Source organism: Methylocystis sp., from assembly GCF_051061225.1.
GTDB lineage: Bacteria > Pseudomonadota > Alphaproteobacteria > Rhizobiales > Beijerinckiaceae > Methylocystis.
Window position 1 is genome coordinate 77713 of sequence record NZ_JBPFEB010000028.1, and the last position, 13138, is coordinate 90850.

General features: G+C 69.9%; 7 protein-coding genes. 4 read left to right on the top strand and 3 right to left on the bottom strand.

What is annotated here, in order from left to right; all coding sequences use genetic code 11:
• Nucleotides 1-43 precede the first annotated feature (43 nt).
• Nucleotides 44-7129 carry an apolipoprotein acyltransferase gene (locus tag ACR652_RS06040; RefSeq protein WP_434505620.1) on the top strand — a complete coding sequence of 2362 codons (7086 nt, stop codon included), beginning with the start codon at nt 44-46 and terminating at the stop codon, nt 7127-7129.
• 155 nt (nt 7130-7284) lie between these two features.
• Complete coding sequence (locus ACR652_RS06045) at nt 7285-8145, top strand: hypothetical protein (RefSeq protein WP_434505621.1); 861 nt, start codon at nt 7285-7287, stop codon at nt 8143-8145.
• Here the strand turns inward: ACR652_RS06045 and ACR652_RS06050 are convergent.
• From ACR652_RS06050 to ACR652_RS06060, 3 genes are all read right to left on the bottom strand, one after another.
• Nucleotides 8130-9767, bottom strand: a complete 1638-nt coding sequence (locus tag ACR652_RS06050; protein WP_434505622.1) for a copper resistance D family protein — start codon at nt 9765-9767, stop codon at nt 8130-8132. The genes ACR652_RS06045 and ACR652_RS06050 overlap by 16 nt on opposite strands.
• A gap of 1 nt (nt 9768) precedes the next feature.
• Nucleotides 9769-10050 carry a copper resistance CopC family protein gene (locus ACR652_RS06055; protein ID WP_434505623.1) on the bottom strand — a complete coding sequence of 94 codons (282 nt, stop codon included), beginning with the start codon at nt 10048-10050 and terminating at the stop codon, nt 9769-9771.
• A gap of 195 nt (nt 10051-10245) precedes the next feature.
• Nucleotides 10246-10935, bottom strand: coding sequence for a GyrI-like domain-containing protein (locus ACR652_RS06060; RefSeq protein WP_434505624.1), 690 nt, complete (start codon nt 10933-10935; stop codon nt 10246-10248).
• A gap of 134 nt (nt 10936-11069) precedes the next feature.
• On the opposite strand from ACR652_RS06060, the gene dapF reads away from it, so the two are divergent.
• Together dapF and ACR652_RS06070 are read left to right on the top strand one after the other, a co-directional pair.
• Entirely contained in the window at nt 11070-11930 is an 861-nt protein-coding gene (gene dapF / locus ACR652_RS06065; RefSeq protein ID WP_434505625.1) for a diaminopimelate epimerase, read from the top strand.
• Complete coding sequence (locus tag ACR652_RS06070) at nt 11927-13084, top strand: MiaB/RimO family radical SAM methylthiotransferase (protein WP_434505626.1); 1158 nt, start codon at nt 11927-11929, stop codon at nt 13082-13084. The genes dapF and ACR652_RS06070 overlap by 4 nt, the downstream gene beginning before the upstream one ends.
• Nucleotides 13085-13138 lie beyond the last annotated feature (54 nt).

A 13138-nucleotide genomic window follows, 5' to 3' on the forward strand; every position in this document is an offset into this window, starting at 1 on the left:
CGCAGCACGGGGCGGCTTGTTCGGGCCGTCCGGAGAAGTGACGATGGCGAAATCGGGCAAGATTCAGGACGCGGCCTCCGCCGCTCTGTCGGCGATCGAGGAAGCGCTCGATCTCGGCGCCCCTCCGGCGACGGAAGCCGACGCGGCGAAGATGGACGCGGCGAAATCCGGCGGCCTCGCGAAAGACGTCTCCTCCGGCCTGCCGAATGTGCCGCAACCCGGCGCGCGCAAATCCGAGGCGCGCGAGACGCCGAGGCCGTCGTCGCTCGTGACGCCGCATATCCCGCCGGCGAACGACGACCGCCGTACGGTCGGCGAGTTGCGCGCGGCGCTGCAAATCCAGCCCAATCGCTCGATCATGGGGATGACCTTCGCGTCGATCGCGCTCTGGGCGGCGTGCTGGGTTCTCTATGTCTACTTTCACCGCGACGAGATTCTGGAGGTCGACGGGTCGCTTCTGGCGCCCAGGCCCATTCTGGCCATCGCGGGCCTCGTGGGTCCGACGATCTTTCTCTTCATCACCGGCCTGATGGCGCGGCGCGCCCATGAAATGCGCCTGATCGCCAATTCCATGACGGAGGTGGCGATCCGCCTCATCGAGCCCGAGACCATCGCGAGCGAGCAGGTCGTGTCGCTCTCGCAGGCGATTCGCCGCGAGGCGGCGTCCATGGGCGACGGCATCGAACGCGCGCTCGCGGGCGCCGGCGAACTTGAAGTGATCGTGCGCACCGAGGTGACCAATCTCGAGCGCTCCTACACCGAGAACGAGCGGCGCATCCGTCTGCTCATCGACGAACTGACCCGCGAGCGCGAAGCCATCCTCGTCAACGCCGACAACGCCCGCACCGCGCTTTTCGGCGCGCGCGAGGCGCTCTCGCAGGAACTCTCGGCGACATCCGTTCATCTCGCCGAGGCGGTCAGCGCGGCGGGCGCGCGGGTCACCTCCTCGCTCGGCTCGAAGGGGGAGGAAATCCGCCTCACGCTGGAAAAGGCGGGCGACAATTTCGAGGCCGCCCTGGCCTCTCACGGCGACCGCGTCGTCAGCACGCTGACGGAGACGGGCGAACAGGTGGCGGAGAAGATCGGCGGCGCCACGGAAGACGTGAGCCGGCTCTTTTCGGAGGGCGCGGCGGAGGTCGGGCAGAGGCTGCAAAAGGCCGGCGCCGCGGCGGTCGCCGACTTCGGCATGCGCGGCGATGAGATCGTCGCGCGCTTCGAGGACGTGAGCACGAAATTCGCCGACACGGTCGGAGGGCAGGGCGATCACCTCATCGAACGCCTGTCCGAGACCGGCGCCGCGATTCAGGACGCCGTCTCCATTCATGGCGGCGCGCTCGACCGATCGCTCGCCGTCACCACCGAGCGCCTCACCACGGGCGTCGCGGAGCAGGTGGAGCGCGCGCGGACCATGCTGGAAACGGCGGAAACGCGGTTCCTGGACCATATGGAGCAGGCGAACAGCCGCGCGCAGGAGGATTTCGAACATCGCGGCCAGTCGCTGCAGATGTCGATCGCGAACACGCTGAACGAAACCACCGCCGCGCTCTCCGAGCAGGCGCAGCTCATCGAACAGCGCTTCGCCAGCGTCGCCGTGGACGCGGTGTCCGCGCTCGGCGCGCACAGCGATCGCGTCAGCGAGACCCTCGCGGACCGCATCCAGACCTTCGAGCAAGTGGTTCTGGAGCGCGGCGAACAGATGGTAAGCCGCGTGGTCGAGCGCGGCTCCCAGCTCGACGCGACGCTCGGCGAAAGACTGACCGCCTTCGAGGATTCGGTTGCCCGCAACAGCGAGGAGGCGGTGACGCGCGTCGCCGAACAGAGCGACCGCCTGTCGTCGGCGCTCGGCGAGCGCCTCGTGGCCTTCGAGGACGTCTTCGCCGCGCGCGGGGACGAGCTCGCCGCCCGCGTGACGGAGCACAGCTACCGCGCCACCAACACGCTGACCGAACGTCTGTCCGAATTCCAGTCGGCGCTGCTGCGCCGGACCGAGGATGTCGCGGAGAGCGTGTCCGCGCAGCGGGAGCGCGCGGTCGAGGACATCACGCGCCAGATCGCCGCGCTGGAAGCCGCCGTCGCCGAGCAGGGCGAAGGCATCGCCGCCCGCCTCTCGGAGGGCGGCGCGCAGGCGGCGGCCGCGCTCGCCGATCAGGTGGCGCAGTTCGAGGAGGTCTTCGCGCAGCGCAACGACGAACTGACCGCGCGCATCAGCGACTACAGCGCCCAGACCGCCGAGACGCTGACCGAGCATCTCACGGCTTTCCACGACGCGATCGCGGCGCAGACCGAGCAGGTCGCGCATCGCAGCGAGGAGCTCGCGGCGCGCGTGACGGACCACGGCGACCGCGCGCTGGCCAATCTCGCGACCGGCCTCGCCGCCTTCGAAGACACGGTGCTCCAGCAAAGCGAGGCGATCGCCGCCCGCGTGGCGTCGGAAGGCGGACGCGCCTCGGCCATCGTGTCGGAGCGGCTCGCGGCGTTCGAGGAGTCGGTCGCGCGTCACGGGGAGGGCGTCGCCGCCGTGGTGGCCACGCAGGGCGAGCGCGCCACGATGGAGCTCGCGCGTCAGGTCGCCGCGCTGGAGGAAGCCGTCGCGCGCAGCGGCGAGGAGGTGGCGAACGTCGTCTCCACGCAGGGCGAGCGGGCGGCGATGGAGCTCGCGCGTCAGGTCGCCGCGCTGGAGGAGACCGTCGCGCGCAGCGGCGAGGAGGTGGCCGGCATCGTCTCCACGCAGGGCGAGCGGGCCACGATGGAGCTCGCGCGTCAGGTCGCCGCGCTTGAGGAAACCGTCGCGCTCAGCGGCGAGGAGGTGGCCAGCGTCGTCTCGATGCAGGGCGAGCGGGCCACGATGGAGCTCGCGCGTCAGGTCGCCGCGCTTGAGGAGACCGTCGCGCGCAGCGGCGAGGAGGTGGCCGGCGTCGTCTCCACGCATGGCGAGCGGGCCACGATGGAGCTTGCGCGTCACGTGGCCGCACTTGAGGAGACCGTCGCGCGCAGCAGCGAGGAGGTCGCCAGCCTCGTCTCCACGCATGGCGAGCGCGCCACCGGCGAGCTCGCGCGTCAGATCCAGACGCTGGAGGAGACCGTCGCGCGCAAGAGCGAGGAGGCCGCGTCCCGCGTCGCCGAACAGGGCGATCGCGCGCTGAACAATCTGTCGATCGGCCTCGCTTCTCTCGAGGACGCCATTCTGCGCCAGAGCGAGACGGTGACGGCCCGCGTCGCGCAGCATGGCGATCAGGCCGTGGCGGCGATCACCGAGGGCCTCGCCGCTTTCGCGGAGGCCGTCGCCCGCCACAGCAACGACGCCGCGGCGAGCGTCACCGCCAAGACCGAGGAGGTTCGGGACGCCTTCACGGCGGGCCTCTCCGCTTTCGACGACACCTTCCTGCGCCAGGCCGAGGGCGTCGCGCAGCGCGTTCTCGATCATGCCGCGCTGACCACCGAGGAGCTTTCCGAACGGCTGCGGGCGTTCGAGACGGCCATTCAGGACGCCAACGCCGAGACGACGCGGCGGCTCGGGGACGAAAGCGCGCGCGTTGCCGAATTGCTGTCGACGGGTGTCGAGTCCTTTGAGGACTCGGTGCGCCGGCACAGCGACAATGTCGCGCAGATCGTGACCGATCACGCGCAGCGCGTCGACGAGTTGCTCGGCGAGCGCATGGCGGCGCTGGAGAACGCCGGCATGGCCGTCGCGCAGACGATGGAGTCGACGCGCGAACTCGCCATGCAGGAATTCGAGGCGCACAGCGCCGCGCTGCGTGAAAATCTGCGGCGCAGCGTCGAGGAGGCCACGGAAACCCTGGCGCTCAACTCCGAACAGATGAACGACCGCTTCGCCACGACGGCGAGCGACGCGGTGGTTGCGATCGCCACGCAGGGCGAACGCCTCAACGAGCTGCTCTCTGACCGGCTCGTGGCCTTCGAGACCTCCGTGCTGTCGCAGAGCAATGAGGTCGTGTCCGCGCTTGCGGAACATGGCGACCGGATCACCTCCACGCTCGGCGAGCAGTTGACGCAGTTCGAGAACGCCATGGTGAGCGACGGCGCCGAGATCGCCGACCGCGTGGCGCAACATGCGGCCAGGCTGAGCGACGACGTCGCCCAGCGGCTCAACGTCATCGAGGAAGTGATCGGCGGACGCGGCGCCGCGCTCGTCGAACATCTGGCCGCGCGCACGGAGGACGCCGACGCGCGCATCGGCGCGCGGACGGAGAAGTTCGTCGCCAGCGTCGACGACCGGATCAGCGCCATCGATCAGGCGGTGGGCGAGCAGGGCGGGGCGCTCGTCGAGCGCATCGCCGCCCAGGCCGACTATTTCGCCTCGCGCATCGGCGACAACTCGCGTCATTTCGCGGAAGAGATCGAGGCGCGGCTGAGCGCCCTCGACGACGCCGTGTCGAACCGGGGCGGCAAGCTCGTGGACAATCTGTCCACGCGTTCGGAGCAGCTCGTTTCAGGCCTCGACGAGCGTGCGCAGCAGCTCTACCAGACGCTCGACGACAAGCTCGACGCCATCGACCAGACTCTCAGCGTTCATGGCGGCGTCTTCGTCGAGAAGCTGACCGAACAGGTCGATCAGTTCGCGACGCGCATCGGCGACAATTCGCGCCACTTCGCGACGGAAATCGACACGCGCCTCGACTCCATCGACGAGGCGATCTCCATTCGCGGCGGCAGGCTGGTGAGCCAGCTCGACGCCACGACCGTTTCCGTCTTCTCGCGCCTGAGCGACGAGGTCGGCAAGCTCGCCGACGAGGTCAATGCGAAGCTCGACGCCATCGACCACACGATCATCGGGAAGGGCGAAGCGCTCGTCGATAAGCTCGAGTCGCGCGCGATCGACATCGCGACGGCCATGTCCAGCAAGATCGAAGCCTTCGAGACGGTGACCGACTCCCGCACGCGCGAAGCGTCCGAGCGCATCGACGCGCTGGTCCGGCAGATGGACGCGGGCCTCGGCGCCGGCGGCCAGAAGCTTCAGGCGTCGCTCGCCAACCACGCGATGGAAGTCGCGCGCGTCATGGGCGAAGGCGGTCGCGAGGTCATTCAGGCGATGGAGGAGAAGCTCGAGAGCATCGACTCCGTGCTTCTGTCGCGCTCCACCGAATTGGCCGAGACGCTCGGGGCCAAGGCGGAGGAGATCAACGAAACGCTCGGCGGCCGCGCCAAGGATCTCGCCAGGACTTTCGACGGCGGCATCGAGCTGTTCGAGCAGAATGTCGTGAAGCGCCTGGGCGCAGTGTCCACCGAGATGGACGAGCGCGGGCGCAGCGTCGTCGACTCGATCGGGGCGCGTCTGCAGGACATCAATCAGGCTCTCGCCGACGCCCGCCGCGAGCTGGACACCACGCTGCACGCCCGCGCCGGCGACCTCGGCCAGACGCTCAACGAGCGGGTCGCGCAGATCAGCGGCGCGCTGGAGGCGCGGCTCACGCAAATCCAGACGGCGCTGGACGACCGGCTGGCCGCCATTCAGACGACTCTTGGGGAGCGCGGCGGCGCGGTCACGAGCGAACTGACCAGCGTCGGCGAGCTGATCGCCAAGACCATCGAGGCGCGCGGCGCGGCGATCGTGCGGCACCTTGGGGACAAGCGCGAGGAGCTCGCCAGATCCATCGACGAGTCCGGCGCCTCGCTGACGGCGGCGCTGGACGCGGGCGCGCAATCCTCGATCGGCGCGCTCATCCAGATGAACGACAAGATCCGCTCCGAACTGCCGACCCTGCTCGACAAGCTCGGCCAGACCAACAATTCGCTGCATGCGATCATCGACAAGACGGGCGGCAATCTCGTCAGCCTGGAGCGCGAGCTCGGCGCCCGTCTCGCCGAATTCCAGACCGCCATCCGCGACGTTTCGGGTCAGGTGCAGCAGATCAGCGATGTGGCGAGCGGCACGATCACCAATGCGCACGACATCGTCGAGGCGCTCAACGAGCGGCAGGAGACGCTCACCGAGAGCGTCGGCCAGTTGAGCAGGAGCCAGGAGGCGCTGGACGCGGCTTTCGAGGCGCGGCGCCAGTCGCTCGAACAGGCGATGTCGCTGATCGAGGGCAAGCGCACCGAGGTCGAGAACGTCATGGCCACCTTCTCGCGCAAGATGGAGGAGACCTTCCGCGCGGTCGAGAACCAGTCGCGGGAGATTGGCGGCGCCCTGTCGGCGACGTCGCAGGAAACCGCCGATCTCGTCGACGCGCGCTTCGCGGCGTTGCGCACGGCGGCGGAGACGCAGCGCGCGCAGACCGAGGAGACGATGCGCGCCTCCTTCGAGCAGGCCAATGAGGAGATCAACCGCCTGTTCGGCGAGGCCGGCGCCCGCTTCCAGTCGACGGCCGAGGATATCCGCGCGCTCTCCAGGGAGATCCACCGCGAACTCGAGGAGACACGCAACGAAGTCCGTCGCGGCGCGGTCGAACTGCCGCGCGAAACCGCCGAGCAGGCGGCGGCGCTGCGTCGCGTCGTGGGCGATCAGGTGAAGGCGCTCAATGAGCTGACGGACATTGTCGCCCGCTCGGGACGCGTCTTCGACGTGTCGGAGCAGGCGCCGCCGCCCGCCCCGCGCCGCGCCTTCGAGGCGCCGCGCGCGGAACCGCGTGCGGAGGCCCCGCGCGCCGCCGAAGCGCCCAAGGCCCGCGTCGTTCAACCGCCGGAGCCGCCGGCTCCGGCCCCGGCCCCGCGCGCCCCCGAGGCGGCCCCCGCGCGCGACGCACAGGGCGGATGGCTGAGCGATCTCCTGGCCCGCGCGTCTCGTGAAGAGTCGCCGAAGGCCGCGCGGCCGGCCCGGCAGGTCAATGGCGGCGCGCTGGACGGGCTGACGCTCGACATCGCCCGCATGGTCGACAGCGCCGCCGTGACGGATCTGTGGCGTCGCTACCAGCGCGGCGAAAAGGGCGCCCTCTTCGGGCGGCGCCTCTACACCGCGCAGGGTCATCAGACCTTCGAGGAGATTCGCCGCCGCTATCGGGTCGACGCCGAATTTCGCGGCACGCTGGACCATTACGTCCGCCACTTCGAGGAGCTTCTCCTCGAAACCAGCCGCGGCGATCGCGACGGCTCCAAGGCGCTGGAGCTGCTCACAGGCGACGCCGGCAAGGTCTACACCATGCTCGGCCACGCGGCCGGCCGGTTCGAGTAACGGACGCGACGGCGTTCGGATGAAAGGCGCGGGGCGACCCGCGCCTTTTGCGTTTTCGACCGGCCGCCGCCTCCCTCTTGCGCACGGCAAGCGACCCTGCGAGGGATGGCGAGAGGGCCTTCGCGCAGTGGTCTCGCGGGGCCGGGAGGAGACCCATGCCGCTCTCCGGCGCGTTGAAACTGGTGGTTTCGGCGCTCGCCGCCGCCCTTGTCGCGGCGCTGGCGATCCAGCCGGAGCTGCGCGCGGCGCTCATCGCGCAGATCAACGACCCCGCCGCCCTTCCAACCCTCCCCGAAGACGCGCGGGTGCATTTCGAGGCGCAGGCGCGCGCCCGCGCCGAGGCCGCCGCCGCCGCCCTGCCGGCCGCCGTCGCAAAGATCGAAGCGGAACATGGCCGGCCCTTCGCACGCCCTCCCGTCGTCGCGGTTTTTGCTGACGACGCGGCCTACGCCCGCGCCAATGGGCTGGGCGACGCCGATATCGTGGGCGTCTCGCGCGCCGGGCGCGCCATGCTCTCGCCGGCGCTCTGCCAGAACGAAAGCTGGCGGCTGGTCAGCGTGCTCACCCATGAGCTGTCGCATGTGCACTTCTTCGGCTGGCGCCCGCGAGGGGCGCCGCGTCCGCCGCAATGGTTCACGGAAGGGCTCGCGGTGCTGGCCTCGGACGGCGGCGCCGCGGAGAGCGTCAGCGACGCGGACGCCGCGCGGGCGATCCGCGACGGCTATGGCGTGATTCTCGATGCCTCGCGCTGGACGAATTTTCTGTCGATCCCCTTCGCCGCCGCGCCGCCCTGCGGGGCGGGCTGCGATCTTCGCAGCTTCCGGCAGCGGATGGCCTATCGGCAGGCGGCGCTCTTCATCGGCTGGTTGCGCCGCGGCGACCCGGCGGCGTTCTCGCGGCTGATGCGCGCGCTGGAAGGCGGCTCCGCTTTCGAGCCGGCGTTCGAGGCCGCCTTAAACGACCCGCCGCAGGCGCTCTGGCGGCGCTTCGCGACGGCGCTTCAGGCCTCGCGGTAGAAGACCAGCATCAGCCCGGCGAGGATGAAGGCGACCGGCCAGACGAAGCCGGCGATCCGTTTCGCGCGCCCGTCGAGACGCAGCTCCAGCCAGCGCGACCAGCCCGCCGCGACGCCCACGAGCGCGAGCGGCGTGTGGGTGATCTCGATCAGCGTCTCTTCCTTGAGATTGGCGAGCGCGTGCGAATGGGTGAGCAGGAAAGCCGCCGCCGTCGCCGTGCTGACCGGGAAGACATAAGGCGCCCACCAGGCCCGGATGCGGCCGCGCCGCACCTGCCACTCGAACAGGCCGAAGGCGACGATCAGCAGCGTCAGAAGACGGTGCTGGGCAATCTCGGGATCACGCAGACTTTCAATCAGCCCGAGCCGTCCGAGCGGCCAGACGGCCTCGTCGGCGCGCAGGAACAGGAACCCCGCGAGCCCCAGAAAGACCAGCGGCCAATGGCTCATGACGGGAGCGAGGCGCCGGCTGGCGCGTTCGAGCAGCGCCATCACGCCCATGGCGACGACAAAAAGCCCCGCCCAGTGGTGGTTGTATTCCGACCAGGCGATGTCAGCGGGGGAGCGCGGCGGCTGGGCGCCGGGCGGCAGGTCCTTCAGCGCCTCGGGAGGCAATGCGGCGGACAGCGTCTCGAAATCCGGGCTCTCCAGCCGCACGGGCAGGCGCGGCTCCAGACGGTCGACGATCTCTGAAAAGCTCGCCCGGTCGTTGGGCAGATCGCGAGCGGGCGGCAATGAGGCGAGAGAGGCGGCGCAGAACAGGACCGTCAGGCCGACGCCGATTTCCGTTTCGGCGAAACGGCGCGTGCGCAGCAGCGGCCCGGCCGGCTGCTCCTTCAGGCGGCGCACGGCGAGGAAGTTCAGCCCGCCCAGGAACAGCAGGCCCAGAAGCAGCACGATCTTGGCGGTCAGCATGACGCCATAGGAGGTGCCGTACAGCGCCGGCGGAGTCTCCACGTAGAACGTCGCCATCAGCGCGCCGCCCGCCAGCAGCGCCGCCACGGCGCCGATGGACATGAGCGAGAAGCGGCGGGCGACCTCCGCGCGGGCCTGCGGCTCGGCCACATCCGTCAGCGCCATGAGAAAATAGGGAATGCCGCCGATCCAGACGGCGGCTCCGCACATATGCAGGAACTCCGCGGCGGCCAGCGCATAGGCGCCCTCGAACTGGCTGACCGCATGGGTGGAGCCAGCCTGGACGCCGAGCAGCAGCGCCGCCAGCACCGGGGCCGCCGCGCGGATCGCGGCGACGCCCGATCCCGCCTGCCGCGCCAGCCGGGCGGCAAGCGCGATCACCGCGGCGAGGACCGCCGCCACGAGATCGACCGCCACGGCGCGCGCCCCCGCCGCTTCGTGCACGGGAATGTCCAGAGTGCCAACCAGCATGAGGATGAGCGAGGCGCCCGCGAGCGCCTCCGCCGCGCAAAGTCCGGAGGCGGAGAGGAGGATCAGCCGCAGAGCCCGGCTCTCCAGCGCCGCCCCCGTGCCGCCGAGACGGGACCCCAGCGGCCAGACCAGCATCAGCAGAAAGGCGAGGCCGCCCACGGAGACGGACTGCGCCGCGAGGATGAACCCGCGCAGCACGACGCTCAGGAAGCCGTAGATATCGACGAAAAGCTGCATGTCAGCGGCTCACGTCGAAGGGGATGTCGCCCTGCGAAATATGACCGTCCGGGCTCAGCGTCTGCCAATGCAGACGGTAGCGTCCGGGGGTCAGTCCCGTCGCCCTGGCTTTCAGCGTGTCTTCGGACGCGGCGTCCGCGAGCGGCAGGACGAGGGCCTCGCCATCGATCCTGAAAAGCTTGAGATACGAGCGGCCGGCGTCGATGCGGCTGCTGAAGCGAATCGCGAACAGGGCGTCCGGACCGGTCACCTTGCCGTCCGGACGCGGGGAGGAGCTCAGCACTATGGCGTGCGCCCAAGCGGTCCCGACGGTCGCCGCCAGGCAGGAGAGGGCGCACGCAATTCGCAGGAGCTTCATCAGAATCCGACCCCCAGTCGCCCGGTTTCGCCTATCGGGCGCTGATTAGCCGATTTCGCGAGACCTGAGCAATGGAGGCGAGGGCGCAAATGACGGGACGCGCCCCCCGCCAGTCATCCGCTATTTCAGGAACACATAGATGTCGACGTCGACTTCCGCGTCCTCACCTTTGAAATCATTGAGGTATTCCTCAATGATCATGTCTTTCGTATCCAGGCCCTTTTCATCGAGATAGGCGGCGATGGCCTCATAGGTGGCGTCTATTTCATCATAGGAGCCGCGATGTTGGAATTTCATCGCCTTGCCCGAGGGCGACGCCCCGATCTCGACTCCGTCGGAGAGCCTGGGTTTTCCTTCCGGCGCGGTCGCCAGCGGGGCCATGGCCTCGAAGGTGAAGCCGTTGTCGTCGGTCTTGGTGAAGACAGCGATGGTGCGGCCGTTCACGGTCAGGCCCGCCTTGGCGACGGCGGCGTTGAGTTTCGCGATGGCGTCGGAGAGCGTCTTGGCCGCGCCCTCCCATTTGCCCTGGCCCTTCAGCACCGCCGCCGGGCGGGCGTCGACCATGACCGTCTCGCTCGCCACCGCGGCGGATGCGTCAGGCGCCGGAGGCGGAGCCGCTTCATCCTTGGCCCCGGGCTTCGACTCGGGCGTGGCCGGCGCACTTGCGGGCGGCGTCCCGGCCTCGTCCCTGGCGCCGGAGAACAGGCGCCTTTCCGCGATGACGCCCGCCGTGGCGACAAGCAGCGCGACAATCGCTGCCGCCGGCCAATGGCGCCGCAGCCTGTCAATCAGCCCCGTTTCCTCGTCCATGACCTGATGCGTCCCTTCGCGCGCGCCGAATCAAACGTCTTCTTGCCGGGAAATTGCGACAGGCGTCGGGCGCCGCAAAGTGGCGTCGGCGCGGCGCTGCCTTTATATACGACGCAATCATCCCGGGAACGCTGATGCCGCATCCGCTCGACAATCGCCCCATTCTGCGCATGAACGGCGCGGGCAATGAAATTCTGGTTCTGGATCTGCGCGGGCTCGACCATGTGCTCGCGCCCCGGGAGGCGCGCGCCATCGCCGCCGCGCCGGGTCTGCGCTTCGATCAGCTCATGGCCCTGCACGATCCGCGCGCGGCCGGCGACGACGCCTTCATGCGCATCTATAATGTCGACGGCTCGCTGTCGGGCGCCTGCGGCAATGGCACGCGCTGCGTCGCCTGGGCGCTGGCGCGCGAGGGCAGGGAGCGGCTGTCGCTCGAAACCGACGCCGGCCGCATCGAGACGCAGCGCGAGGCGGAGACGCAGTTCACGGTCGACATGGGCCGTCCGAAGCTCGACTGGCGCGAGATTCCGCTCTCGCGCGCGGCGGACACGCGATCCGTCGCGCTGGAGCCGCCGGTCGCGGGCGCGCCCGCGCAGTTCTCGGCCGTCAGCATGGGCAATCCCCATGCGGTCTTTTTTGTGCCGGACGCCTTGGCGATTCCCCTCGAAACCCTGGGGCCGGCGCTCGAACATCATCCGCTGTTTCCCGAGCGCGCCAATATTTCCTTCGCGCAGATCGTCGCGCCCGACGACATCCTGCTGCGCGTATGGGAGCGTGGAACGGGCGCGACCAAAGCCTGCGGCTCGGCGGCCTGCGCCACGGTCGTCGCCGGCGCCCGCGCGGGACGGACCGAGCGGCGCGCGCGGGTCGCGCTGCCGGGCGGCGAGCTGACGATCGACTGGCGCGCGGACGATCACGTCATGATGACCGGACCGGTCGAATTCGAGTTCGAGACCCGCCTGACCGCCGCGCTGTTCGAGGGCGTGGACGCGTGAGCGCGCTCGGGCAGAAGGCGGAGGTTCTCACCTTCGGCTGCCGGCTCAACATGGTCGACTCCGAGGAGCTGGCGCGCCAGCACGGCGACGAGGGGACGACGGTTGTCGTCAACACCTGCGCCGTCACCAGCGAGGCGACGCGGCAGGCCCGGCAGGCGATCCGCCGCCTGCATCGCGAACGGCCGGAGGCGCGCATCGTCGTCGCGGGTTGCGCCGCGCGTATCGACCCGCAAGGATTCGCGGCCATGGACGGCGTGGCGCGCGTCATCGCCGAACAGCCGCCGAACCGCGCCCTTGCCGCGTCGGAAGGCACGCGCGGCTTCCTCGCCGTGCAAAACGGCTGCGATCATGGCTGCACCTTCTGCATCATCCCCGCCGGGCGCGGCGCCTCACGTTCCGCGCCGCCGCGCGAGGTCGTCGCGCAGGCGCGCGCGCTGGTCGAGAGCGGCAAGCAGGAAATCGTGCTCACCGGGGTCGATCTGACGAGCTACGACGCCGACGGCCTGCGGCTCGGCGGGCTGGCGCGGCTGCTGCTGCGCGAGGTGAAGGACCTTGCGCGCCTGCGCCTGTCCTCGATCGATTGCATCGAGGCGGACGACGACCTCATCGTCGCGCTGCGCGAGGACGAGCGGCTCTGCCCGCATCTGCATCTCTCGCTTCAGGCGGGCGACGATCTCATTCTCAAGCGCATGAAGCGGCGGCATTTGCGCGCCGACGCCATCCGCGTCTGCGACGCCATGCGCGCGGCGCGGCCGGACATCGTCTTCGGCGCCGATTTCATCGCAGGCTTTCCGACCGAAACGGAGGAGATGTTCGCGCAAACGCTCGCGCTGGTCGACGAGTGCGGGTTGACGCATCTGCATGTCTTCCCCTTTTCGCCGCGCCCCGGAACGCCGGCGGCGCGTATGCCGCAGGTTCCGCGCGAGGTCGCGAAGGAGCGCGCGGCGCGGCTGCGCGCCCTTGGCGACAGGGCGCTCGCGCGTCATTTGCAGGGGCGGATCGGGAAGACTCTTCGCCTGCTCACGGAGCGCGGCGGAATGGCGCGGGCGGCGGATTTCACGCTCGCCCGCACGCCCGAGACGGCGGCTGGGCTCATGATCGACGCCCGCGTGACCGGACATGACGGCCGCGCGCTGTCGATCGAGCGCGCCTGACCGTTGGCCATGGCCTCGCCCGCTTTCGCGATTCGAGGCGGGCGCGCGGTCGCG

Excerpts from the sequence above, each read along its gene's own strand:
- ACR652_RS06050 (WP_434505622.1), bottom strand. The coding sequence starts at position 9,767 with ATGCAGCTTTTCGTCGATATCTACGGCTTCCTGAGCGTCGTGCTGCGC.
- ACR652_RS06060 (WP_434505624.1), bottom strand. The coding sequence starts at position 10,935 with ATGGACGAGGAAACGGGGCTGATTGACAGGCTGCGGCGCCATTGGCCG.
- dapF (WP_434505625.1), top strand. The coding sequence starts at position 11,070 with ATGCCGCATCCGCTCGACAATCGCCCCATTCTGCGCATGAACGGCGCG.
- ACR652_RS06045 (WP_434505621.1), top strand. The coding sequence starts at position 7,285 with ATGCCGCTCTCCGGCGCGTTGAAACTGGTGGTTTCGGCGCTCGCCGCC.
- ACR652_RS06040 (WP_434505620.1), top strand. The coding sequence starts at position 44 with ATGGCGAAATCGGGCAAGATTCAGGACGCGGCCTCCGCCGCTCTGTCG.